The organism is Streptomyces sp. NPDC091412 (assembly GCF_044756885.1).
Lineage (GTDB): Bacteria > Actinomycetota > Actinomycetes > Streptomycetales > Streptomycetaceae > Streptomyces.
The window spans coordinates 151,581-174,321 of the sequence record NZ_JBIVTV010000012.1 but is presented as its reverse complement, the minus strand read 5'-3'; the positions used below and the strand labels follow the sequence as shown (position 1 = coordinate 174,321).

Sequence of the window (22,741 nt, the reverse complement as noted above, 5' to 3'; positions counted from 1 at the left end):
CGCTGACCAGATGTCGATCGGCGAGATGCTCGCCGCCACCGTGCCGATGGCCCGGACCCTGAACCTCGAGTTCCTTCAGACCACGCCGGAGAAGGCGGTGGTGACCCTGCCGGACCAGGCCGACTACCACAACCACGTGGGCGGGCCCCACGCCGGCGCGATGTTCACGCTGGGGGAGTCCGCGAGCGGGGCCATCGTGCTGGCCGCGTTCGGCGACCAGCTCTCCCGTGCCGTGCCACTCGCCGTGCGGGCCGAGATCGCCTACCGGAAGCTGGCCATGGGAGCCGTCACCGCCACCGCGACCCTGGGCCGTCCCGCCGCCGACGTCGTCGCGGAACTGGACGCGGGACAGCGGCCGGAGTTCCCGGTGCCGGTCGAGATCCGGCGCGCGGACGGGGCCGTCACGGGAGAGATGACCGTCGTCTGGACCCTGCGGCCCAACGGCTGAGCGGCTGCCGCCCGACGGCTGAGCGGCTGCCGCCCGCCCTCCACACGGCCGCGGAGCATCAGGCGGACATCCGGCGATCCCCGAGCCCCCGAGCCTCCCGAGCCGGCGTTCCGGTCGCGGACGGGAACGCCGGTGCGATCCGCGGGAGCCGCCCGGCCGGGCCGAACCGGTAGGCTTCCCGGGGGGTGCGTCTTCGTGGCGCTCCGCAGCACATGCACGCGAAACGGGGAGGAACCGGCGGTGCACGTCCAGGAATGGCTCGACACGGTACCCGCGGCCGCCGTCTACGCCGTGGTCGGCCTGGTCATCGGTCTGGAGAGCCTGGGCATCCCGCTGCCCGGCGAGATCGTCCTGGTCTCCGCGGCGCTGCTGTCCTCGCAGCACGCGGGCATCAACCCGGTCGTCCTCGGCGTGTGCGCCACCGTCGGCGCGGTCGTCGGCGACTCCATCGGCTACGCCATCGGCCGCAAGGGCGGCAGGCCGCTGCTCGCCTGGCTGGGGAAGAAGTTCCCCAAGCACTTCAGCGAGGGGCACATCGCGACCGCCGAGCGCTCCTTCGAGAAGTGGGGCATGTGGGCGGTCTTCTTCGGCCGCTTCGTCGCCCTGCTGCGCATCTTCGCCGGCCCTCTGGCGGGCGTGCTGCACATGCCGTACTGGAGGTTCCTCGTCGCCAACGTCCTCGGCGGCATCTGCTGGGCGGGCGGCACCACGGCGGTCATCTACTACGTGGGTGTCGTGGCCGAGTCCTGGCTGAAGAAGTTCTCCTGGCTCGGCCTGGTGGCGGCCGTGCTCTTCGGGCTCGGCTCGATGCTGGTGCTCAAGCGCAGGGCGAAGAAGGCGCAGGCGGGCACGCAGAGCGAGACCGAGGAGCCGGAGCCGGTTCCCGCCGGGGAGTAGCCGGGCGCCCCCGAAGGGGCGCGGGTCCCGGGCCCTACGCGTGCACCTCCCGGTGCGCCTGCGCGAGCTGCGTGTACATCGTGCCGTTCAGGGTGATCCCCTGGCGCTCCTCCTGCGTCAGCTCCCGCCTGACCTTCGCGGGGACGCCCGCGACCAGCGAGCCCGGCGGCACCCGCATGCCCTGCGGCACCAGCGCCTGCGCGGCCACCAGGGATCCCGCGCCGATCACCGCCCCGTTCAGCACGGTCGCCCCCATGCCGATCAGGCAGTCGTCCTCGACGGTCGCGCCGTGCACCACGGCGTTGTGCCCGATCGAGACGCGCTCGCCGACGCCGACCGGGAAGCCGGGGTCGGCGTGCAGCGTGCAGTTGTCCTGGACGTTGCTGCCCGCGCCGACGGCGATCCGCTCCACGTCGCCGCGCAGCACCGCGCCGTACCAGACGCTCGCGCCCGCGCCCAGTGCCACGTCACCGATCACGGTGGCCGTGGGCGCCACGAACGCCCCCTCGTCCACCTGCGGCTCGCGACCGCCGATGCCCGCGATCAGCGCCTTGTCCGTCATCCTCGTTCTCCCTTTCACCGCATGGGTCCGACGGCACCGTACGTCATCCGGTAGGGCGAAGATCACAGACGTGGGGCGCCATGGGCGTGGCCCGGGCTGAGTACGGTGAGCGGGTGCCCACGCGTAGGAACACGTTCTCATCATGGTGGCGCCGCCTCGCGCAGCGCGCCGTCCACGCGGGCTGGGCCTGGGTGCAGCGCACGGGCTCCGTCACGGCCGAGCGGCCCGGACGCCTCCGCTTCGGCGCGATGGGAACAGGTACCAGGCTGGCCTTCCCGCTCGGCACGGTCTTCGGCGAACCGTGGATCCACCTCGGCGCGCACTGCATCGTCGGCGAGCAGGTCACGCTGACCGCCGGTCTGATGCCCGACCTGGACCTCGGCCCGGAGCCGATCCTGCGCATCGGGGACGGGGTGGTGCTCGGCCGCGGCAGTCACGTCATCGCCGACACCACGGTGACCATCGGCAGCGACTGCTACTTCGGCCCCTACGTCTACGTCACCTCCACCAACCACTCCTACGACGACCCGCACCAGCCCATCGGCAAGCAGTGGCCCCGGATGGAGCCGGTGGAGATCGGTCCCGGCTGCTGGATCGGCACCGGAGCGGTGATCCTGCCCGGCGCGCGGATCGGGCGGAACGTCGTGGTGGCGGCCGGCGCGGTGGTGCGCGGCGAGGTCCCCGACCACGCGGTGGTCGCGGGTGCGCCCGCCCGGGTCGTACGCCGCTGGACCGCCGCCGAGGGCTGGCAGCCGCCGCTGCGTACCCCGGCCCCGGTACCGATACCGCAGGGCGTCACCCCGGAGCAGTTGCTGGCACTGGCGGAGCTGGACGAGGAGAGCGCTGCCCGGCTGGCCGAGTGGGACAAGGAGTCCGGTTCCCGGCTGGCCGGGCTGGAGACCGAGGGCGGCTGATCCGGTCCCGGCCGGTCCAGGGCTCAGCCCGTCGCCAGCAGCAGGGTCCCCACGAGCGCCAGACCCGCTCCGGCCGCCTGGACGGCCCGCAGCCGTTCGCTGAGGAAGCCGCGGGCGGCGAGCGCGGTCACCACCGGGTAGAGGGAGGCGAGGACGGCGGCCACCGTGACCGGGCCGTGCTGGGCGGCGACGCAGTACGTGCCGTTGGCGGCGACGTCCGCGAGGCCGACGAAGCCGAGCGCGGGCAGTGAGCGCCAGGGGAATCCGGCCTCGGGCAGTACGGGCCCGCCGCGCCGTGCGGAGGCGTACAGGGCGGCGCCGCCCGCCGCCACGTTGGTCACGCGCTGCACGAAGAGCGCGAGGAACAGGCCGGTGACGGTGGTGGAGGCCTCGGCGATCAGTGCGAACACCGTGCCGAAGCCGAGGGCCGCGACCAGGGTCAGCCCGATCGCCCGCCGCTGCACGGCGGCGCCTCCCCGGCGCGGCCCGCCCGCGAGCACGACACCCGTGACGGCGACCGCGATCCCCGCGACCTGGAGCAGTCCCGGCCGCTCGCCGAGCACCAGTCCGACGGAGATCGGCACGGCCACGCCGAGCGAGGCCAGCGGTGAGATCACGCCCATCGGGCCGAGGGCGAGCGCCTTGTAGAAGGAGAACATCGCGACCGGGCCGACCAGGCCGGCGGCGAACGCGAACCACAGCCGCGGTCCGGCCTCGCTCCAGCCGCCGGTGGCGACGACGATCACGCCCAGCACCGCCGCCGCGACGGACTGGGAGACCACGACGACCGTCAGCGCGGGCATGCGCCGGGTGAGCAGTCCGCCGCCGAAGTCGGCCAGCCCCCACAGGAGGCTGGTGGCCAGGGCGAAGAATGCTGTCACGGCGCGCCTCGCAGTACAGTTCGGTGAACGATCGGGTGCAACCCACCGTAGTTCAGCGAAGTAAACTCTGTCATCCAGAATATTGGACGGAATGTGTCGGACCTCGAACTGCTGACCCAGTCCCTGGCGCGCAACGTCAAACGCTGGCGTACCGAGCGGGGCTTCACCCTGGACACGCTCGCCGCCCGCGCGGGAGTCAGCCGCGGCATGCTCATCCAGATCGAGCAGGCCCGCACCAACCCCAGCCTCGGCACCGTCGTCAAGATCGGTGACGCGCTCGGCGTCAGCATCACCAGCCTGCTCGACTACGAGCAGGGCCCCCGGGTCCGCGTCGTCCCGGCCGACCAGGCCGTCCGCCTGTGGCACACCGACGCCGGCAGCTACAACCGGCTCCTGGCCGGTGTCGAGGCGCCCGGTCCGCTGGAGATGTGGGAGTGGCGCCTGATGCCCGGCGAGGGCAGCCCCTCCGACCCGCACCCCGCCGGCACCGTCGAACTGGTCCACGTCACCGCGGGGGAGCTGACGCTCACCGTCGACGCGGTGGAGTACCGCGTGCCGGCCGGCGCGAGCGCCTCCTTCGAGGCCAACACCCCGCACACGTACGCCAACGACGGTGCCGAGCCGATGGACATGGTGATGGCCGTGTCGGTCCCGCCCGTGCACTGAGACGCCCCGCCGCACAGCCCGGCGCGGCTGTTAGCGTGCGGTCATGCGCGCACCCATCGGGAACTTCGACCAGGCCACGCCCGCCCCCGACTGCCTCGACGAGCTGACCCGCCCGGTCGCCGATGCCGTACGCCACTGGCGCGGAGCTGTCCCGGCCGACGAGATCGTCTACGTCGAGACGGACCCGGAGTGGGCCGACACCGCCGTCTTCGTCGAGCACTACGGCCCGGAACTGCTGGAGACCTCCGCGAACTGTGTGGTCGTGGCGGGCCGGCGCGGCGGCGAGACCCGACTGGCCGCCTGCCTCGCCCTGTCCGCCACCCGCGTCGACGTCAACGGTGTCGTGCGCCGCCAACTCGGCGCCCGCAAGGCCTCCTTCGCGCCCATGGAGATGGCGACCGGGGAGACCGGCATGGAGTACGGCGGCATCACGCCCATCGGACTCCCCGCCGACTGGCCCCTCCTGGTCGACTCCCGCGTCGTCGACCTGCCCTACGTCCTGGTCGGCAGCGGGCGGCGCCGCGGCAAGCTCCTGGTGCCGGGCAAGGCGTTCGCGCAGCTGCCCGGCGCGGTGGTGCTGGACGGGCTCGGGGTCTGATCCCGTCCGCGGCGCTCAGGCCGGCGCGTGGTGGGCGAGCCGCAGATGCGGGTCGGCCTCGCCGGGGGCCGGAGCCGGGTCGGCGTGGACCAGGGCCGCGGTGAGGCCGGGTACGGCATGGAGCAGGGCGTGTTCGGCCTCCACGGCGGTGGCGTGGGCCTGGCGCACGGTCGCCTCGCCGTCCACGACCACCGCGACCTCCGCGCGCAGCCGGTGGCCGATCCAGCGCAGCCGGAGCTCGCCGACCGCCCGCACGCCCGGCACCTCGGTCAGGGCCCGTTCGGCGCGGTCCACCAGGGCCGGGTCGACGGCGTCCATCATCCGCCGGAACACCTCGCGGGCCGCGTCGCGCAGCACCAGCGCGATGGCCGTCGTGATCGCCAGCCCCACGATCGGGTCGGCGGCCCGCAGTCCCAGGGCCGAGCCGGCGGCGCCCAGCAGGACGGCCAGTGAGGTGAAGCCGTCCGTGCGCGCGTGCAGCCCGTCGGCGACCAGCGCGGCCGAGCCGATGGCGCGGCCGACACGGATCCGGTGGCGGGCCACCCACTCGTTGCCCGCGAACCCGACGAGGGCCGCCAGGGCGACCGCGGGCAGGTGCTCGACGGGGCGCGGATCGAGAAGCCGCTGGAAGGCGGCCCAGGCGGAGAAGGCGGCGGACGCGGCGATGGTCACCACGATCACCAGGCCCGCCAGGTCCTCGGCGCGTCCGTAGCCGTAGGTGAAACGCCGGGTTGCCGCGCGGCGGCCCAGCACGAAGGCGATTCCCAGCGGTACGGCGGTCAGGGCGTCCGCCGTGTTGTGCACCGTGTCGCCGAGCAGCGCGACGGAGCCGGACGCGACCACCACCACCGCCTGGGCGAGCGCCGTGGCGCCGAGCACGGCCAGCGAGACCCACAGCGCCCGCATACCGCGGGCGGAGGACTCCAGCGCGCGGTCCAGCCGGTCGGCGGAGTCGTGGGAGTGGGGGGCGAGGAGGTGCGCGAGGCGGTGGCGGAGAGAGGGTCCGTGCGCGGGCTCGTGCTCGGGTCCGTGGTGGTGCCCGCGGTGGTGCCGGTCGGTCACGTGCTTCCCCTTCCGTGCGCGCGGAGGTGGACGTGTGGCGCCCACGACGCCATTATGTGCGTATGAGCGCACGCATGCACCTGTCATCTGCGCACGATGCGCACCCGCGCACCCCGGGCGAGGAGCAGTTGGCGCTGGCCGCCGAACTCCTCGCCCTGCTCGGCGACCGCACTCGGCTCGCCCTGCTGCACGCGCTGACGTCCGGCGAGGCCGACGTCACGACGCTCACCGAGGCGTGCGGGGCGGCCCGTCCTGCGGTCAGCCAGCACCTGGCAAGGCTGCGGCTGGCCGGGCTGGTGAACACGCGCAAGGAGGGCCGCCGGGTCGTCTACTCCCTGCGCGACGGCCACCTGCGCCGGCTGGTGGACGAGGCGCTGAACGTCGCCGACCGCCGGCTCGGCGACCGGCCCCTCCACGACTGAGGCGCCCCCCCACAGGTGAGGGCGGCGGGTCCTGGGGGAAGGCGGCGAAAGTCAGCCCAGACGGGGGATCTCGATCGCCGGGCAGTGGTTCATGACCATGTCGAGGCCCGCCGCACGGGTGCGCTCGAAGGCGGCCTCGTCGACCACCCCCAGCTGGAACCAGACGGCCTTCGCGCCCTTGGCGACCGCCTCGTCGGCGACCTGGCCGGCGAGATCGCTGTTGACGAACACGTCGACCACGTCCACGTCGAACGGGATGTCCGCGAGGGAGGGGTACCCCTGTTCGCCGTGCACCGTCTCCGCCTTCGGGTGGACCGGGACGACACGCTTGCCGAAGCGCCGCAGCACCTCGGCGACGCCGTACGCGGCCCGGCCGCGGTTCGAGGACAGGCCCACGACCGCCCAGGTGTCACCGTGTTCGGTCAGGATCTTCCGGATGGTCGCAGCGTCGCCGTACACCAGGGGTCTCCTCGTCTCGGGAAGGGTTGCCGTCCGGGCAACGACGGGCGCCGCCCGGCGATTCCCGGCCGGTACGGAACCCGCCGACCTGTCCGGAACGCGCGGCCTCGGCCTGCGCGCGGCCGTCCGGCGGCCTACGCTCGGGCCGTGCTGCGCATCATCGACGCCCGAACCGGCGAGCCCGTGGACGCCGCCCCCGCCCGCCGCGGGCTGACCCGTGTCGAGGCGCACGCGTCGGGCTGCGACGCGTCGGGCCTGCGCGTACTGCTGGTCGCCGACATCCTCGTCCGCGCCCTCGAACTGAGCGGCACGCCCGTGTGGTCGCTGCTGTCCGGCGGCCGGGAACAGGCGCGGGAACTGCGGGCGGCGGCCGCCGTCCTCGGCATCCGGCCCTTCGAGGACGGCCGCGGCGCCGGCACCGCCCCGGGTGAGGCCCAGATCGTCCATGTGGCCGTCGAGGGCGCCGATACCGCGACCGGGGGCGTCCGGATCGCCGTCGCGCCCGTCGACGCGACGGTGCCCGCCGTCCCCGCACGCGACGACGACCCCGCCGCCTGGCGCCTGGCACTGCTCGCCCGCCGCCACACCCGGCCCGTACGGCTGGACGAGGCCGCGCTGGACGACGCCCGCCGGACTCTGGCGCGATGGCGCGCGGCGGTCGCCGACTGGGCGCGGCGGCCCTCCCGGCCGGTCCCCGACGAGGTGCGCGGACGGCTGCGCGGCGCCTGGGAGGACGACCTGGACGTGCCGGCGGTCCTGCGGGTGCTGGAGTGGGCCGGGACCGATCAGGACCTGGCGGACGGCGCGCGCTTCGAGACGTACGCGTACGCGGACCGGCTGCTCGGCCTCGACCTCACGCGCGACCTGGGGCGTGCGGCGTGATCGCCCGCGCGGGAGCCGGCCCGCTGCGCCGCCTGGTGGTCCTGCGGCACGCCAAGTCCGCCTGGCCCGAGGGCGTCGCCGACCACGACCGCCCGCTCGCGCCCCGCGGCCGCCGGGACGCGCCCGCGGCGGGCCGCGCGCTCGCCGAGGCCGACTGCCTCCCCGACTTCGCGCTGTGCTCCACCGCGCTGCGCGCCCGGCAGACCTGGGAACTGGCCTCAGCCCAGTGGGGGACCCCACCGCCGGTGCGCTACGACCGCCGGCTGTACGCCGCCGACGCCCCCGATCTGCTCGCCGCCGTGCGCGAGGCGCCGCCCGAGGTCGGGACGCTGCTCCTGCTCGGCCACAACCCGGGCCTGGAGGAACTGGTCCTGGAACTGGCCGGGGACGGTCTGGACGACGCGCTGGACCGGCTCCGGACGAAGTTCCCGACCTCCGCGATCGCCATCCTGTCCTGGCACGGCCCCGGCTGGCCGTCCCTCGCCCCGGGCGCCGCCCTCCTGACGGACCTGACCGTGCCGAGGGGCGCCAAGAAACGGCGGTGAACCGCGCGCGTGCCCGGCGGCCGGTTCTCCCTCCGGCCGGCCGGGGCGAACCCTCGTGCGGCACCCGCGTGGGCGCCGCATAGGCTGGACCGATGCAGGACGAGTACCGCACAGTCGCACGCGCGGGCGTGCACGAGACAGAGGTCAACCGCTCGCGCTTCCTGTGCGCTCTCGCCCCGGCGGCCACCGAGCGGGAGGCCCAGGACTTCGTCGCCGCCGTCCGCAAGGAGCACGCCGACGCCACGCACAACTGCTGGGCCTACGTCATCGGCGCCGACGCCGGGATCCAGAAGGCGAGCGACGACGGGGAGCCGGGCGGTACCGCCGGCGTCCCCATGCTCCAGATGCTGCTGCGCCGCGACATGCGGTACGTCGTCGCCGTCGTCACCCGTTACTACGGCGGCGTCAAGCTCGGCGCGGGCGGGCTCATCCGGGCCTACGGCGGAGCCGTCGGCGAGGCGCTGGACACGCTCGGGACCCGCACCCGCCGCAGGTTCCGCATCGCCACCGTGACCGTGGACCACCAGCGGGCCGGCAAGGTGCAGAACGACCTCCGGGCCACCGGGCGCGCAGTGCGGGACGTGCGCTACGGCGAGGCCGTCACCATCGAGATCGGCCTGCCGGACGCCGACGTGGACGACTTCCGGGGATGGCTCGCGGACGTCACGGCCGGGACCGCCGGGTTCGAACTGGGCGGCGAGGCCTACGGAGATGCGTGACATATCGGGCATATCGCACCAATCGGCCTGCCCGGTGTCGTGCATGACGGTCGATACGGGAGTAACCGCCCGTGATGTCAGACCCGGCCGTTAGTCTTCCGGGATCATGAGGCTCCTGCACACTTCCGACTGGCATCTGGGCCGGGCGTTCCACCGCGTGAACATGCTCGACGCCCAGGCCGGGTTCATCGGGCACCTCGTCGCGACGGTGCGCGAGCGCGACGTCGACGCGGTGGTCGTGTCGGGGGACGTGTACGACCGCGCGGTGCCCCCGCTGGCCGCGGTCGAGCTCTTCGACGACGCGCTGCACCGGCTCGCCGGCCTCGGCGTGCCCACGGTGATGATCTCCGGGAACCACGACTCGGCCCGCCGCCTCGGCGTCGGCGCGGGGCTCATCGACCGCGCGGGCATCCACCTGCGCACCGAGCCGTCGGCGTGCGGGACCCCGGTGGTCCTCGCGGACGCGCACGGCGAAGTGGCCTTCTACGGTCTGCCCTACCTTGAACCGGCCCTGGTCAAGGACGAGTTCGGGGTCGACAGCGCAGGCCACGAGGCAGTACTGGCCGCCGCCATGGACCGGGTCCGCGCCGACCTCGCCACACGGGCGCACGGCACCCGTTCCGTCGTCCTCGCGCACGCCTTCGTCACCGGCGGCCGGCCCAGCGACAGCGAACGGGACATCACCGTCGGCGGGGTCGCCGCCGTCCCCGCCGACGTCTTCGCCGGTGTCGACTACACCGCCCTGGGCCATCTGCACGGCTGCCAGACCATCACCGAGCGCGTGCGCTACTCGGGCTCCCCGCTGCCGTACTCCTTCTCCGAGGCCGCCCACCGCAAGAGCATGTGGCTGATCGACCTGGACGCCGACGGCTTCGCCGGCGCCGAGCGGGTCGACTGCCCGGTCCCGCGTGCGCTGGCCCGGATCCGGGGCACGCTGGAGGACCTGCTCGCCGACCCGGACCTCGCCCGCCACCGCGAGGCGTGGGTCGAGGCGACACTCACCGACCCGGTCCGCCCCGCCGAACCCATGGCCCGCCTCACCGAGCGCTTCCCGCACACCCTCAGCCTCGTCTTCGAGCCCGAACGCGTCCCCGGCGAGCCGGACGTGTCCTACGCCCGCCGGCTCGCCGGCCGCGGCGACCAGCAGATCGCGGAGGACTTCGTGGCCCACGTACGCGGCGCCGCACCCGACGAGCACGAACGGACCGTGCTGCGCGAGACGTTCGACGCGGTGCGCGCGGACGAGGCGGTACGGGAGGTGGCGCGGTGAGGCTGCACCGGCTCGACATCACCGCCTTCGGTCCCTTCGGCGGCTCGCAGACGGTCGACTTCGGCGCGCTGTCGGCCGCCGGGCTGTTCCTGCTGCACGGTCCCACCGGCGCCGGCAAGACCTCCGTGCTGGACGCCGTGTGCTACGCACTGTACGGCGCGGTCCCCGGCGCCCGGCAGAGCGGGCAGGGCACGACCCTGCGCAGCGACCACGCCGCCACGGGCACCCGCACCCAGGTCACCCTCGACCTCACCGTCGCCGGACGCCGGCTGGAGGTCACCCGCCTGCCGCCCTGGGAGCGCCCCAAGAAGCGCGGCACGGGCACGACGCTCGACAAGGCCCAGAGCCTGCTGCGCGAGTACGACGCGACGGCCGGTGCCTGGAAGGACCTCAGCCGCTCCCACCAGGAGATAGGCGAGGAGATCACCCAGCTGCTCGGAATGAGCCGCGAGCAGTTCTGCCAGGTCGTGCTGCTGCCGCAGGGCGACTTCGCACGGTTCCTGCGCGCCGACGCCGAGGCCCGGGGCAAGCTGCTCGGCCGGCTGTTCGACACGCACCGTTTCGCCGAGGTGGAGAAGCGCCTCGCCGAGCGCAGGCGCGCCACCGAGGCCCGGGTGCGCGAGGGCGACGCCGCGCTGCTGGCCGACGCGCACCGTATGCAGCAGGCGGCGGGCGATGCCATGGAGCTGCCGGAACTCGCGCCCGGCGACCCCGGCCTGGCGCAGGCCGTCCTGACCGCGGCCGCCGTCGCCCGTACCACCGCGCGTGAGCAACTGACCGTCGCCCGTTGCCGGCTCACGTCCGCCGAGTCCGCCCACGCCGACGCCGAGGCGTCGCTGCACCGGGTACGCGAAGTGGCCCGGCTGCAACGGCGGTCCGCCGAGGCCCGGGAGCGCGCCGAGCGCCTGGCGGAGCGGGCCGGCGCCCACCGGGAGGCACAGGCGCGGATGGAGCGGGGGCGCAAGGCCGGGACGGTGGCACCGGCGCTGGAACTGCGCGAGGCCGCCGACGCCGCGCACCGCCGTGCGGCAGCCGCCGAGGCACGCGCGCGTGCGGTGCTCCCGGCGGAGTTCGCCGACGCCGGCGCCGCCGGACTGGCCGCCGCCGCGCGCCGCGCCGCCGAGGAGCTGGGCGGGCTCGAGCCGGCCCGCCGCGCCGAGCGGCGCCTGGCCGACGTCGTCGCCGAGCGCGCCGCGGCGGACCGGCAGGAACGCGCCGACGACGACGTCCTCCAGGAGGCCGAGGCCTGGCTCGCCGGATGGGAGACGACCCGGCCCGCGTTGCAGACGCGCATCGACACCGCCCAGGAGGCGGCCGCCCTGGCCGAGCGGCTCGCCCTGCGGCTGGAACCCGCGCGACAGCGGCTCGCCGCCGCCCGGGTGCGCGACTCACTGGCCGCGGACACCGAGGAGGCGCGGCGGCGGGCGCTCGCCTCCGCCGAGGCCGCCGCACGCGCCAAGGACCACTGGCTGGACCTGAAGGAGCAGCGCCTGAACGGCATCGCGGCCGAACTGGCCGCGAGCCTCGCCGACGGAGAGCCCTGCGCCGTCTGCGGCGCCACCGAACACCCCGCGCCCGCGCGGAAGGTCGCCGGGCACGTCGACCGCGAGGCGGAGGAGCGCGCGCTCGGCGACCACCAGGACGCCGAGGAGCGGCGCGCCCGGCACGAGCGCCGCCTCGGCGCCGTACGCGAGGAGCTGGCCGCCGCCACCGCCGAGGCGGGCGACACCCCCACGGCACAACTCGCCGACGAGGCCGGGGAACTGGAGGCCGAGCTGGCCCGGGCCCGCCGGGACGCCTCCGCCCTGCACGCGGCGCGGCAGGAGCTGCACCGCGCCGAGCAGGAGCGCGAGAGGCGGCTGACCGACCGCAGGCAGGCCGAACTCCGAGCCACCTCCCGGCTGGCCCAGCGGGACGGCCTGGAGCGTGAGAAGACCGCCCTGGAGGCGGAGTTGGCCCAAGCCCGGGGCGCCGCCGAGACCGTCGCCGCGCGCGCCGCCCAACTGGAGCGGCGGGCGGCACTGCTCACCGAGGCCGCCGACGCCGCACGCACCGCCGAGGACAGCGCCGAGCGGCTCAAGGACGCCGACGGACGGCTCGCCGAGGCCGCCTTCCGGGCCGGCTTCGACACCCCCGAGGCCGCGTCCGCCGCCCTCCTCGACGACGCCGCCCACCGTGAGCTGCAACGGCGCCTGGACGTCTGGCACACCGAGGAGGCCGCCGTGCGCGCGGTCCTCACCGAGGCCGACACCGCGGCCGCCGCCGGGCTGCCGCCCGCTGACCTCACCGCCGCGGAGGCGGCCGAGGCAGCCGCGGGCCGGCGGGTACGGGAGGCCTCGTCCGCACAGGACGCCGCCGACCGCCGCTGCGCCGAACTCGACCGGCTCTCCGCACGCGCCGCGACCGGCATGCGCCGGCTGGCTCCGCTGCGCGAGGAGTACGACCGCGTGGCCCGCCTGGCCTCCCTCACCGCGGGCACCTCGGCCGACAACGAGCGCAAGATGCGCCTGGAGTCCTACGTCCTCGCGGCCCGCCTGGAACAGGTGGCCGCCGCCGCGACCGTGCGCCTGCGGCGCATGTCGTCCGGCCGGTACACCCTCGTCCACTCCGACGACCGGGCGGGCCGCGGCCGCAGCGGTCTGGGACTGCACGTCGTCGACGCCTGGACGGGCCGGGAGCGGGACACGGCGACCCTGTCGGGCGGCGAGACGTTCTTCGCCTCCCTCGCCCTCGCCCTCGGCCTCGCGGACGTCGTCACGGACGAGGCCGGAGGGGTGCGCCTGGACACGCTCTTCATCGACGAGGGCTTCGGCAGCCTCGACGACCAGACCCTGGACGAGGTCCTCGACGTCCTCGACGCCCTGCGCGAACGCGACCGCAGCGTCGGGATCGTCAGCCATGTCGCCGACCTGCGGCGCCGCGTCCACGCCCAACTCGAGGTCGTCAAGGGCCGGTCGGGATCGACCGTACGGCTGCGCGGAGCGGGCTGAGCGGCCTGGAACGGGGGAGCAGGACCAGCGGGGGGCGGCCGGAGGCCGGCCGCCCCCAGGGGGCTCACAACTGGGAGAGCTCGTCCACCAGGTCGTCCAGGCCCAGCGAACCCTGCGACAGGGCCGCCATGTGCCAGGCCTTCGCGTCGAACGCGGCACCATGGCGCTGCCTGGCCTTCTCCCGGCCCAGCAGCCAGGCCCGCTCGCCCAGCTTGTAGCCGATCGCCTGGCCGGGCATCGACAGATAGCGGATCAGCTCGCTCGCCACGAAGTCCCTCGGACGGCTGCTGTGCGCGCCGAAGAACTCCCGCGCCAGCTCCGGCGTCCAGCGCTCACCCGGGTGGAACGGCGAGTCCGCCGGAATCTCCAGCTCCAGGTGCATGCCGATGTCGATGATGACGCGGACCGCGCGCATCATCTGCGCGTCCAGATAGCCGAGCCGCCGCTCCGGGTCGGTGAGGAAGCCGAGTTCGTCCATCAGACGTTCCGCGTACAGCGCCCAGCCCTCGGCGTTGGCGCTGACCCCGCCGACGGTGGCCTGGTAGCGCGAGAGGTTCTCGGCCACGTGCACCCACTGGGCGAGCTGGAGATGGTGGCCGGGGACACCCTCGTGGTACCAGGTCGAGACCAGGTCGTAGACCGGGAAGCGGGTCTCCCCCATGGTCGGCAGCCAGGTCCGGCCCGGCCGGGAGAAGTCGGCGGACGGCGCCGTGTAGTAGGGGGCCGCGGCACCTCCGGGCGGCGCGATGCACGACTCCACCTTCCGCACCCGCTCGGCCAGTTCGAAGTGGGTGCCGTCGAGCGCCTCGATCGCCTCGTCCATCAGGTCCTGCAACCACTGGCGGACCTCGTCGACGCCCTCGATGTGCGTGCCGTGCTCGTCGAGGTGCGCGAGGGCCACCCACGGGCTCCCGGCGCCGGGCAGGACCTTCTCGGCCTCCTGCCTCATCTCGCCGAGCAGGCGGTGGAACTCCGACCAGCCGTACGCGTACGCCTCGTCGAGGTCCAGGTCCGTGCCGTTGAAGTAGCGCGAGAAGCGTGCGTAGCGCTCACGGCCGACCGTGTCCGGTGCGTCGCCGATCGTCGGCGCGTACACGTCGCGCATCCAGTCCCGCAGCTCCGCGACGGCCGCGGTCGCCGCGCGGGCGGCCTCGTCCAGCTCCGCGCGCAGGGACTCGGGGCCCTCCGAGACGAAGTCCTCGAACCAGCCGCGACCGTTGCCGTCGGTGTCCGACCACTCGGTGAGCTGCTCGATGAAGACCGCCGTCGGCTGCGGGCCGCCGTACAGCTTGCGGTCCAGGCCGAGGGCGAGGGACTCGCGGTAGCCGCGCAGCGCGGCCGGCACGGCCCGCAGGCGCTCGGCGATCGCGGCCCAGTCCTCGTCGGTGGCGCTGGGGGTGATCGTGAACACCTCGCGCACCGAGTGCACCGGGCTGTGGATGTTGCTCACCGTGCGCAGGCCCTCGTCGGCGTCGTGCACCGCCAGTTCCGCGGTCAGGCGCTCGCGCAGCAGGCGGGCGCAGCGGCGCTCGATGTCACTGTCCGCGCCGGGCTGCCGCTCGGCCTCGTCCAGCCGGGCGAGGGTGGTGCGCGCGAGGTCCGCGAGCGCCTGCTGGCCGGCGGGCGAGGTGTCGGGCAGCCTGCTCGAACTCTCCTTCACGCCGAGATAGGTACCGGTGATCGGGTCGAGGGCGATGAGTTCGTCGACGTAGGCGTCGGCGACCTGACGGGGCAGCGGGCTCTTGGTCTGTGACATGCCGACCATCCTCGTACGGAAGGGCGGCTCGCGTCAGCCCGGTTTACCGGGCATCGGACCGTATTCAGTCCGATTTCGCCGAGGGCGTGCCCGGCTGCGCGCCGGGCGGCAGCAGGGGGCCGCAGTCCCACTGCTGGAAGATCAGCCGCGTCTCCACCCGGGCCACTTCCCGCCGGGCCGTGAACTCGTCCAGGACCAGGCGCTGGAGATCGGCCATGTCCGCGACCGCGACATGGACCAGGTAGTCGTCCGGACCGGTCAGATGGAACACGGTCAGCGACTCCGGCAGGGCCCGGATCCGCTCCACGAACGGCCCCACCAGCTCCCGCCGGTGCGGCCTGACCTGCACCGACAGCAGCGCCTGAAGACCCCTGCCCAGCTTGGCGGGGTCGAGCCGCAGCCGGTGGCCGAGAATGAGCCCCGAGCGGCGCAGCCGGGTCACCCGGTCCAGGCAGGTCGACGGAGCGACCCCGACCTGCGCGGCGAGGTCGCGGTAGGTGGTCCGGGCGTCGTTCTGCAACAGCCGCAGCAGATGCAGATCCACCGGATCCAGTACGACGGATTCGGCCATGTGGCGAACGTAGCACGGCCCTCGGCCCCGCGATCCCGGCCGCTGTTCACCCTTCGGTCATGGACACGCCCTTGGACTCCGCGAGCACGCCCGCGTACGACGACGTACGCCCCGCACCCAGAGCACTGGCCACCGAGGCGGTGCACGCCGGCCGTGACGACCTCGCCCGGCAGGGACTGCACGCCCCGCCGATCGACCTGTCCACCACCTACCCCTCCTACGACAGCCGCGCCGAGGCCGCCCGCATCGACGCCTTCGCCACCGACGGCGCCGAACTCGACGGCACCCCGGTCTACGGACGGCTCGGCAACCCCACCGTCGCCCGCTTCGAGACCGCCCTGGCCCGGCTGGAGGGCACCGAGGCCGCGGTGGCGTTCGCCAGCGGCATGGCCGCGCTGAGCGCGGTGCTCCTCGTCCGGTCCGCCATGGGCCTGCGGCACGTCGTCGCCGTGCGCCCGCTGTACGGCTGCAGCGACCACCTGCTCACCGCCGGGCTGCTCGGTACCGAGGTGACCTGGACCGACCCGGCCGGGATCACCGACGCGCTGCGCCCGGACACCGGCCTGGTCATGGTCGAGACACCGGCGAACCCGACGCTCGCCGAGGTGGACCTGCGGGCCGTCGCCCACGCCTGCGGCTCCGTGCCGCTCCTCGTCGACAACACCTTCGCCACCCCCGTCCTGCAACGCCCGGCCGAGCAGGGCGCCCGACTGGTGCTGCACAGCGCCACCAAGTACCTGGGTGGCCACGGCGACGTGATGGCGGGCGTGGTGGCCTGCGACGAGGAACTGGCCGGACGGCTGCGGCAGGTGCGGTTCGCCACCGGCGGGGTGCTGCACCCGCTCGCCGGCTATCTGCTGCTGCGCGGGCTGTCCACGCTTCCGGTCCGGGTGCGGGCCGCCTCCGCCACCGCGGCGGAACTGGCCGCCCGCCTGGCGGACGACCCCCGCGTCGCCCGGGTGCACTACCCGTCCATCGGCGGTGCCATGGTCTCCTTCGAGGTGCACGGCGACCCGCACGCCGTCATCGGCGGCGTCGGCCTGATCACGCCGGCCGTGAGCCTCGGCAGCGTCGACACCCTGATCCAGCACCCGGCGTCCATCAGCCACCGCATCGTCGACGCGGACGACCGGCGGGGCGCGGGGGTCGGCGACCGGCTGCTGCGGATGTCGGTGGGCCTGGAGGACGTCGAGGACCTGTGGGCGGACCTGGACCGGGCGCTGGGGGCGCGGCCGGGACAGCCGCAAGTGAAGGGGCTGCACCAGGCGATGAGCTGACTGAGGCCGGCCCGGAGGGCGCGCGGCCGGACCCTGTGCCTGGCCGCGGGCCCCCGGAGCCGCCGCTCAGTCCCGCAGGCGGGACCACTCGGCCTGTGTCTGCTCGGCCTGTGCCCGCTCGGCGTCGTACGGCAGCCGGGAGGCCACCGGGGTCGCGTCCAGCCGGGCCGTGATGACCAGGGTGCCCTCCTCGATCTGGAAGTCGAGCGGCAGGCCCAGGCCCCGCATGGCGGCGACCATGCCGGTGTTGGCCGCCTGCGTCACGGCGTACACGGTCGCGCAGCCCGCCTCGACGGCCATCGCCACCAGCCGGCCCAGCAGTTCGCCGCCGACACCGCGGCGCTGCCAGGCGTCCTCGACGAGCAGCGCGACCTCCGTCTCGTCGCCGTCCCACAGCAGATGACCGAGGCCGACGATCCGCCCGGAGGCGGTCCGCGCGGCCAGTGTGCGGCCGAACCGCGGGCTCAGCAGGTGGTCGAGATAGCGGTCGGCGTCGCCGACCGGCCCGTGGTAGCGCAGGCCGAGGGTGCGCGCCGAGCAGCGCGCCTGCATCGCCCTGGCCGCCGCGAGGTCGCCGGTGTCGGCCCTGCGCACGGTGATCGCCTCGCCCTCGGGCAGCGTCAGCACGTCCTGGCCGCGCGGAATGCGCGGTCCGAGTCGGGTGTCCAGCTCCACCAGGGCGCGCGCCCGCGCGAACTCGGTGGGCGTGAAGGGCAGATACGGCCGCTCCACGGTGATCGTCCCGCCCGCCGGCGCCCGCAGCCGCATCACGGTGTCCGCGAGTATCCCCTCGGCCGGCACCTCCTGCAGGTCCCCGGCCGCCGCCGACGGGTGCGGCAGTGAACGGATGGTGCACCGCCCCAGCAACTGCCGCAGCGCCAGCGGGAGTTCCGCCGCGTCGAGCGCCGTGCGCGCGGCCAGGCCGAGAACCCGTGTCGGCGTGTCCACCAGGTCGTGCGCGTCCGCCCGCTCGATCCATGTGTCGGCACCGCCGGCCAGTGTGACCGCCCGGGTGATGCCGGACGCCTCGAGCCCGCGGGGAGCGCGCAGCAGGAACTCGTCCACCGTGCCCTCGGCCAGCGGATGCGTCTGCAGGCTCAGGATGTCCACGTGCCGGGCCGCCAGCGCCGAGCAGAGCGAGGCCAGCGAACCGGGCGCGTCCCGCACGGTCGTCCGCATCCGCCACAGCGTGCGGTCGCCCGGCGCCGCTTCGGCCGCCGCGAGGCCGACGGCGGACGGCCCGGCCTGCTGGGTGGCGAGTGGCCGGGTGCCGGTATCGTCCCCGGGCGGTGCGTGACCGTGGCGCCGCGCCCACCAGGTGTGGAAGGCCGCCGTGGCCACCAGCGCGATCGCCGAGATCACCAGCAGGGCCGGACCGTCGGGGCCGTGACCGATCAGGTTCGCCACCCCGTCGGCCACGGCGACAGCCGTGAAGAGCGCGGCCAGTTCGACCAGGTCCCGCCGCCAGTGATGCGCCCGGCGACCGTGCTTCGCCCACGTCATGTTCGACACTTCTCGAGTCATACGGCCACTGTGACGGAACGGTGTTGCGTGATCACGAACGCGCTGTGACCGATGAGTAAAGCAATATTCGCACCTTTCGTAGTTGTTTTTCGCGGTTGTCTCCGGCGGCTGTTCCCAGGGGTGAGCCCGGCGGGCGCCGGATCAGGCGGCCACCTCCATGGCCAGCGCGCCGCGCAGCCGGCGGGCCTCCACGACCAGGCGCGACGAGCCGCGCCGGTCCGCCGCCCGTGCCAGGTGCGGCAGGTCGCCCCGCGCACCGGACCGCTCGGCGCATTCGGCCGCGACGGCCAGCAGATCACCGAGCCCTCGCACCGGACCGGCCGGTCCGTCGGCGGCGAGGTCGGAGAGCAGCGGCGGCAACGCGTGGCCGAGCAGGCCCCACACGGTGGCGTACGCCCCGGTGGAAGCGGCCGTGCGCAGCGACTCCGCCAGCCGCAGCGGCTTCACCGCACCGAGCCGCACCAGCTCACCGAGGTCCGCGCCGAGGCGGGTGGCGTCCAGCTGTCCGCGCGCGGCGAGGACGAGCAGCGCGTCCACGGCGGCCAGCCGGTCCTCGGGGTGCCGGGCGCCCAGTCCGTACGCCACGCACAGGTGCGTCGCCTCGCCCGCCTCGCCGCCGGACTCGGCGAGCAGCGGAAGGACGGAGGCCGCGCCCCGGCTGTCGTCCACGGCCACGGCGGACAGGTCCCGGAGGATCCGCACGGCCACCAGTTCACGCAGTTCGGGCAGCACGGCCAGCCAGTGGGGGTGCGCGGAGCCGCTCCAGTGGGCGCAGTACCGGCTTTGCGCGAAGGCGCTGGACGGCCTCCCCAGTGCGCGGAAGGCGTCGGGGAGGTCCTCTTGCCATGCGGGAAGCTCACCGGACTCCGCCAGTATGTGCGGCCCCGATGCGCGGCGCCGCATCGCGGGCAGCACGGGAGCGCCGGCGGTCAGCCAGCGGGCGAGTCGCCTCCCCTCCGTCGTACCGAGGGCCGCCGCCCGCTCCGCCGCGGCCGCTGCCGCCGGACGGTCCCCGCGCCGCACCCGCAGCAGCGCCTGCGCGAAGTCGGCGGCCGACACGCGCGCCCCCAGGCGCCGGTACGCGTCGAGCCGCTCCACCAGCTCGTCCGGCTCCAGCAGGCCCGTGCTCCAGGTGGGCGTCGAGAGCAGGAACGGCAGGGGATCCGTGCGGATCCGGTACGCCACCTCCCACAGGCGGGCGTCGAAGGCCCGGGAGAGCGCTCCGTGCACGCAGGTCCGATGCGGTGCCCCCGGCCGGATCGCGGCGTGCAGCCTGGCGGTGCTCAGCTTTCCCCGCAGCGTGATGAGCAGCAGATCCAGGCCCGCGAACCCGTCGAAGCCGCCCCGGGCGTCGCCGAATTGATGGTCCATCCGCAGGTCGTGGAACGGATCGGCGCCGTCCCACCATCGGCGGGAGACCACCGGTTCCAGCGCCTCCAGCAGGGCGTCCCGGTCGCGGTGGGCGTGGCGCACCAGCCCGTCCAGGGCGCGTTCGAAGCCGGTCACGCCGGTGTCGGACGCCAGCGCGGCCCCCACCTCCTCGGCGAGCTCGACGACGGAGGCCGCCGCGGGCGCGAGACGTGCCGGCTCGGGAACCAGGGGGAGCACCTCCTCGTACGCCGGGGCCACCTCCGCCGGTGCCGCGCCCAGCGACGCGACCGCCTGAGCGCGCAACGGCGGGATCAACACATCGGCGGCCGAGGCGAGTTCGACGCGCACTTCGGCGGAGCGGACCTTCTTCACATGCCGCTGGGCGAGCTTGAGTGCCCGCTCCTGCACACCGGCGTCCTCGTGCCCGAAGGCCTGCGCGACGGCGGGCAGCAGCTCGTCCGCCGCCCCGGCGTCCCGGGCGAGCACCTTGCCCAGCAGCACGAGCTGCGCCCGCACCAGCTTGCGCTCCGGCCGGAACAGCACCGCCTCCGACACGTCCGCCAGGTGACGGTGCGTCAACTGACCTTCCAGGGCCAGGGTCCCGAGCGCCGACTGGGCGTGCGACGCCACCGGAGACACCGCGTCCGAGGCCAGCGCCCCCCAGTCGGCCACCCGCTCCCGCTGCTCCTCGCGCGTGAGTGCCAGGGATGTCAGTACCCGCAGGAACGCCCGGTGGTCGGCGTTCGTGCCACCCCGCAGCAGGCGGGCCACACAGGCGTCGACCGTGGCCCTCCGGTCGAGCGGCCCCTCCGCGGTGAGCTGTGCGAGGGCGCCGTGCCAGCTGGCGGGTCCCTCGTCGGCCGCCCATTCCAGCAGGCCGCCGATGTCGTTCACCTCGAAGAGCGCGGCCACGAGCGGCACGAGGTGCGGGTCCGTACGCAGCCTCTCCAGCAAGGTGTCGCCTCGCCGCCAGTTGCCGCCGACCTGCCGCACCCAGCCCCGCACATAGGCGTCGGTCGTCGGCACCGGGCAGCCCGCCAGACGCACCAGGGCGGACATCAGCTCGTAGGGCACCTGCGCGGTGGCGGGCCGCTGGGCGAGCCGGTTCGCCAGATCGGCGAGCCAGTCGGTCTCCCGGCCGGCGAGGACGCGGAGCAGCACCGCGGGGGAGACCCCCGGCCAGCGCATGTCGGCGGCCGAGATCCAGCTCGCCACGCCGGCCGCGCCCGTCTGGCACGCCACCCCGGCCACGTACAGCGCCGGATACGCGCGGCGGGACGGCCCGTCCCAGCGCGTCGCCCTCAGCTCCTTGCGCAGCGCCTTCAGCTCCGGGAAGAAAGCCCGGCGTTCAGTGTCGGTCATCGCGTCCAGCAGACCGACCGCCTCGGCCGTCCGCCCGGCTCGCACCGCCTCCGTCAGCGTTGTCATCGCGCACCCCCGTCGACTCGTGCCAGGTCCCGCTCCACCACGGCGGCGCTCCGCCGCGCCATCCGCACCGCCAGCGCGTGCTTGCACGGCCCGCGCCCGCCCCGGTACTTCGCCCACCACTGGCAACTGCAACTGAGCACGCCCTTGTCCTCGCGCACCCGGTGCGCGTGGCCGTCCTCGGCCGTCACCGTCGCCAGGGCACCGTCCAGGGCGACCGCTCCCGCGGCGACGAGGGAACGGGCGGCCCGCAGGCGCGGGTTGTGCCGCTCGGCGCGATCCGCGTCGTAGGGCAGCTCCCGGTGGAAGTACGCCGCCTCCGCGGTGTCGTATCCGACCCGGCCCGAGGTGCCGAGCCGGACCAGCGCCGCGCGGACCCGCTCCGGGGCGAGCCCGGAGGCGGCGGCGAGGTCGGCGACGTCGACGCGGGGCTCCCAGGCCAGCAGCACCGCGATCAGCTCCGCGTCCTCGGCCGCCTCGTCGGTGGCGAGCGCGTCCAGCACCCCGCCCTCGCCGGAGAACCCGCGCGAGGCGTCGGGCGACAGCGTCAGCGTGAGCCGCATGCCCGGCAGGACCGCCTCCCAGGCACTGGCCGTGGCGGCGGCGCCCGCGACCGCCGGGCCGTAGACGCGCAGGGCGGTGGCATGCCGCAGCACCCGCTGGAGAGCGGCGAGCCGCTCGGGCCCGGGCAGGCAGACCGCGCCCGGCACGGGCCGGGTGGTCGGCCGCAGCGCGCGACCCGCCGGAACCACCCACCGCGGACCGCCCCCGGCACCCCGCGGCCCGCTCCGCGGCAGCGACCGCAGGAACCGCACGGCCTCGGCCGCCGGCAGCTCGGCCCGCAGATCGAATCCGGCGGCCATGACCTGGGCCTCCGCGAACCCGCGCAGCCAACGGTCCGGCAGCGGCACCTTCTTCTCCACCACGGGGCCGTCCACGGTGGTCACGGCCAGCTCCTCCGGACCCACCCGCATATGCAGCGGATCGTCCGAGCCGATCCGGGACAGCGCCTCGCGCAGCGGGTTGTTGACGTCGACGTTCGTCGTGCCGTGCCCCACCTCGCCACCGTCCAGGCCCGGGCGCAGCACGTCCAGGCGCGCGTACACCCCGCAGCAGCCGGAGAAGGACTCGAAGCGCAGCCGGTCGCCGTTCCCCGTCACCACCGGGTCGAGGGAGGCACGCAACTGCGGCTGGTAGTAGCGGGCGGCCGCCACGTCCGCCACCGCCAGCAGCCCGGCGGACGCCACCTGAGGAGCCGTCAGGAAGCCTGAGAAGAACCGCGGATGGTCCTGGATTCCCGAGGGCGTCGCACCCCGGGACGTCTCGAGTCCCAGGCGCCGTCCGCCCGTGGCGGGCTCCAGCACGGAGGGTCGGGAATAGGCCACGGCCTGCAAGGATCGCGTCATGGAAAAACCGTAGGGGCGACCACTGACAATCGGCCGTGACCTGCGGAAACCCCCTTCTCGGACCGGGAGTTGCGACCTGGTCGCGGCACCCTTTTC

Annotated in this window: 21 protein-coding genes; 12 read left to right on the top strand and 9 right to left on the bottom strand. The window is 74.7% G+C overall.

The window, feature by feature from the left end:
- Nucleotides 1-10 precede the first annotated feature (10 nt).
- Both ACIQMV_RS26350 and ACIQMV_RS26345 read left to right on the top strand, forming a co-directional pair.
- Entirely contained in the window at nucleotides 11-448 is a 438-nt protein-coding gene (locus ACIQMV_RS26350) for a DUF4442 domain-containing protein (RefSeq protein WP_141366822.1), read from the top strand.
- Between the two features lie 240 nt (nucleotides 449-688).
- Entirely contained in the window at nucleotides 689-1,345 is a 657-nt protein-coding gene (locus ACIQMV_RS26345) for a DedA family protein (protein WP_141363072.1), read from the top strand.
- 34 nt (nucleotides 1,346-1,379) lie between these two features.
- Here ACIQMV_RS26345 and ACIQMV_RS26340 read toward each other — a convergent pair whose 3' ends face one another.
- Nucleotides 1,380-1,907, bottom strand: a complete 528-nt coding sequence (locus tag ACIQMV_RS26340; RefSeq protein WP_376504454.1) for a gamma carbonic anhydrase family protein — start codon at nucleotides 1,905-1,907, stop codon at nucleotides 1,380-1,382.
- A gap of 80 nt (nucleotides 1,908-1,987) precedes the next feature.
- Between ACIQMV_RS26340 and ACIQMV_RS26335 the strand changes: the two genes are divergently transcribed.
- Nucleotides 1,988-2,821, top strand: coding sequence for an acyltransferase (locus ACIQMV_RS26335; protein WP_172633039.1), 834 nt, complete (start codon nucleotides 1,988-1,990; stop codon nucleotides 2,819-2,821).
- A gap of 23 nt (nucleotides 2,822-2,844) precedes the next feature.
- On the opposite strand, the gene ACIQMV_RS26330 is transcribed toward ACIQMV_RS26335, so the two are convergent.
- Complete coding sequence (locus tag ACIQMV_RS26330; RefSeq protein ID WP_401781069.1) at nucleotides 2,845-3,702, bottom strand: EamA family transporter; 858 nt, start codon at nucleotides 3,700-3,702, stop codon at nucleotides 2,845-2,847.
- Nucleotides 3,703-3,795: 93 nt separating this feature from the next.
- Here ACIQMV_RS26330 and ACIQMV_RS26325 point away from each other — a divergent pair, with 93 nt between their 5' ends.
- Nucleotides 3,796-4,368, top strand: a complete 573-nt coding sequence (locus tag ACIQMV_RS26325; RefSeq protein WP_141363080.1) for a helix-turn-helix domain-containing protein — start codon at nucleotides 3,796-3,798, stop codon at nucleotides 4,366-4,368.
- A gap of 43 nt (nucleotides 4,369-4,411) precedes the next feature.
- Nucleotides 4,412-4,966 carry a YbaK/EbsC family protein gene (locus ACIQMV_RS26320; protein WP_402595958.1) on the top strand — a complete coding sequence of 185 codons (555 nt, stop codon included), beginning with the start codon at nucleotides 4,412-4,414 and terminating at the stop codon, nucleotides 4,964-4,966.
- Nucleotides 4,967-4,981: 15 nt separating this feature from the next.
- Here the strand turns inward: ACIQMV_RS26320 and ACIQMV_RS26315 are convergent, their stop codons facing one another.
- Nucleotides 4,982-6,028: a cation diffusion facilitator family transporter gene (locus tag ACIQMV_RS26315; protein ID WP_401781065.1), complete on the bottom strand. Its 1,047-nt coding sequence runs from the start codon at nucleotides 6,026-6,028 to the stop codon at nucleotides 4,982-4,984.
- 62 nt (nucleotides 6,029-6,090) lie between these two features.
- Here ACIQMV_RS26315 and ACIQMV_RS26310 point away from each other — a divergent pair, with 62 nt between their 5' ends.
- A complete protein-coding gene (locus ACIQMV_RS26310; RefSeq protein WP_402595957.1) occupies nucleotides 6,091-6,450 on the top strand; it encodes an ArsR/SmtB family transcription factor in 360 nt (119 codons plus the stop codon).
- A 51-nt stretch (nucleotides 6,451-6,501) separates the two neighbouring features.
- On the opposite strand, the gene ACIQMV_RS26305 is transcribed toward ACIQMV_RS26310, so the two are convergent.
- The gene (locus tag ACIQMV_RS26305; RefSeq protein WP_398228194.1) at nucleotides 6,502-6,909 is read right to left on the bottom strand and encodes a CoA-binding protein; all 408 of its coding nucleotides are present in this window, start codon (nucleotides 6,907-6,909) and stop codon (nucleotides 6,502-6,504) included.
- A 147-nt stretch (nucleotides 6,910-7,056) separates the two neighbouring features.
- Between ACIQMV_RS26305 and ACIQMV_RS26300 the strand changes: the two genes are divergently transcribed.
- From ACIQMV_RS26300 to ACIQMV_RS26280, 5 genes are all read left to right on the top strand, one after another.
- Nucleotides 7,057-7,791 carry a hypothetical protein gene (locus ACIQMV_RS26300; protein ID WP_402595956.1) on the top strand — a complete coding sequence of 245 codons (735 nt, stop codon included), beginning with the start codon at nucleotides 7,057-7,059 and terminating at the stop codon, nucleotides 7,789-7,791.
- Complete coding sequence (locus ACIQMV_RS26295; RefSeq protein ID WP_141363090.1) at nucleotides 7,788-8,336, top strand: histidine phosphatase family protein; 549 nt, start codon at nucleotides 7,788-7,790, stop codon at nucleotides 8,334-8,336. Before ACIQMV_RS26300 ends, ACIQMV_RS26295 begins: the two co-directional genes overlap by 4 nt.
- A 92-nt stretch (nucleotides 8,337-8,428) precedes the next feature.
- Nucleotides 8,429-9,055: a YigZ family protein gene (locus ACIQMV_RS26290; RefSeq protein WP_402595955.1), complete on the top strand. Its 627-nt coding sequence runs from the start codon at nucleotides 8,429-8,431 to the stop codon at nucleotides 9,053-9,055.
- Between the two features lie 106 nt (nucleotides 9,056-9,161).
- Nucleotides 9,162-10,325, top strand: a complete 1,164-nt coding sequence (locus tag ACIQMV_RS26285; RefSeq protein WP_402595954.1) for an exonuclease SbcCD subunit D — start codon at nucleotides 9,162-9,164, stop codon at nucleotides 10,323-10,325.
- Nucleotides 10,322-13,315 carry an AAA family ATPase gene (locus ACIQMV_RS26280; RefSeq protein ID WP_402595953.1) on the top strand — a complete coding sequence of 998 codons (2,994 nt, stop codon included), beginning with the start codon at nucleotides 10,322-10,324 and terminating at the stop codon, nucleotides 13,313-13,315. The genes ACIQMV_RS26285 and ACIQMV_RS26280 overlap by 4 nt, the downstream gene beginning before the upstream one ends.
- A gap of 64 nt (nucleotides 13,316-13,379) precedes the next feature.
- On the opposite strand, the gene ACIQMV_RS26275 is transcribed toward ACIQMV_RS26280, so the two are convergent.
- Nucleotides 13,380-15,071: a DUF885 domain-containing protein gene (locus tag ACIQMV_RS26275; RefSeq protein WP_402595952.1), complete on the bottom strand. Its 1,692-nt coding sequence runs from the start codon at nucleotides 15,069-15,071 to the stop codon at nucleotides 13,380-13,382.
- A gap of 64 nt (nucleotides 15,072-15,135) precedes the next feature.
- Nucleotides 15,136-15,642 carry an Lrp/AsnC family transcriptional regulator gene (locus tag ACIQMV_RS26270; protein WP_141363100.1) on the bottom strand — a complete coding sequence of 169 codons (507 nt, stop codon included), beginning with the start codon at nucleotides 15,640-15,642 and terminating at the stop codon, nucleotides 15,136-15,138.
- 59 nt (nucleotides 15,643-15,701) lie between these two features.
- On the opposite strand from ACIQMV_RS26270, the gene ACIQMV_RS26265 reads away from it, so the two are divergent.
- Nucleotides 15,702-16,919, top strand: coding sequence for a trans-sulfuration enzyme family protein (locus ACIQMV_RS26265; RefSeq protein ID WP_402595951.1), 1,218 nt, complete (start codon nucleotides 15,702-15,704; stop codon nucleotides 16,917-16,919).
- A gap of 66 nt (nucleotides 16,920-16,985) precedes the next feature.
- Here ACIQMV_RS26265 and ACIQMV_RS26260 read toward each other — a convergent pair whose 3' ends face one another.
- From ACIQMV_RS26260 to ACIQMV_RS26250, 3 genes are all read right to left on the bottom strand, one after another.
- Nucleotides 16,986-18,422 (bottom strand): GNAT family N-acetyltransferase, encoded by a 1,437-nt coding sequence (locus ACIQMV_RS26260; protein ID WP_402595997.1) that lies wholly within the window; start codon nucleotides 18,420-18,422, stop codon nucleotides 16,986-16,988.
- A 162-nt stretch (nucleotides 18,423-18,584) separates the two neighbouring features.
- Nucleotides 18,585-21,242 (bottom strand): DUF6493 family protein, encoded by a 2,658-nt coding sequence (locus ACIQMV_RS26255; RefSeq protein WP_402595950.1) that lies wholly within the window; start codon nucleotides 21,240-21,242, stop codon nucleotides 18,585-18,587.
- The gene (locus ACIQMV_RS26250) at nucleotides 21,239-22,645 is read right to left on the bottom strand and encodes an SWIM zinc finger family protein (RefSeq protein WP_402595949.1); all 1,407 of its coding nucleotides are present in this window, start codon (nucleotides 22,643-22,645) and stop codon (nucleotides 21,239-21,241) included. Before ACIQMV_RS26250 ends, ACIQMV_RS26255 begins: the two co-directional genes overlap by 4 nt.
- Nucleotides 22,646-22,741: the final 96 nt, after the last annotated feature.

Excerpts from the sequence above, each read along its gene's own strand:
- ACIQMV_RS26265 (WP_402595951.1), top strand. The coding sequence starts at position 15,702 with ATGGACACGCCCTTGGACTCCGCGAGCACGCCCGCGTACGACGACGTA.
- ACIQMV_RS26270 (WP_141363100.1), bottom strand. The coding sequence starts at position 15,642 with ATGGCCGAATCCGTCGTACTGGATCCGGTGGATCTGCATCTGCTGCGG.
- ACIQMV_RS26275 (WP_402595952.1), bottom strand. The coding sequence starts at position 15,071 with ATGTCACAGACCAAGAGCCCGCTGCCCCGTCAGGTCGCCGACGCCTAC.
- ACIQMV_RS26255 (WP_402595950.1), bottom strand. The coding sequence starts at position 21,242 with ATGACAACGCTGACGGAGGCGGTGCGAGCCGGGCGGACGGCCGAGGCG.
- ACIQMV_RS26340 (WP_376504454.1), bottom strand. The coding sequence starts at position 1,907 with ATGACGGACAAGGCGCTGATCGCGGGCATCGGCGGTCGCGAGCCGCAG.
- ACIQMV_RS26320 (WP_402595958.1), top strand. The coding sequence starts at position 4,412 with ATGCGCGCACCCATCGGGAACTTCGACCAGGCCACGCCCGCCCCCGAC.
- ACIQMV_RS26350 (WP_141366822.1), top strand. The coding sequence starts at position 11 with ATGTCGATCGGCGAGATGCTCGCCGCCACCGTGCCGATGGCCCGGACC.
- ACIQMV_RS26260 (WP_402595997.1), bottom strand. The coding sequence starts at position 18,422 with ATGACGTGGGCGAAGCACGGTCGCCGGGCGCATCACTGGCGGCGGGAC.
- ACIQMV_RS26335 (WP_172633039.1), top strand. The coding sequence starts at position 1,988 with ATGGGCGTGGCCCGGGCTGAGTACGGTGAGCGGGTGCCCACGCGTAGG.
- ACIQMV_RS26310 (WP_402595957.1), top strand. The coding sequence starts at position 6,091 with ATGAGCGCACGCATGCACCTGTCATCTGCGCACGATGCGCACCCGCGC.
- ACIQMV_RS26285 (WP_402595954.1), top strand. The coding sequence starts at position 9,162 with ATGAGGCTCCTGCACACTTCCGACTGGCATCTGGGCCGGGCGTTCCAC.
- ACIQMV_RS26250 (WP_402595949.1), bottom strand. The coding sequence starts at position 22,645 with ATGACGCGATCCTTGCAGGCCGTGGCCTATTCCCGACCCTCCGTGCTG.
- ACIQMV_RS26290 (WP_402595955.1), top strand. The coding sequence starts at position 8,429 with ATGCAGGACGAGTACCGCACAGTCGCACGCGCGGGCGTGCACGAGACA.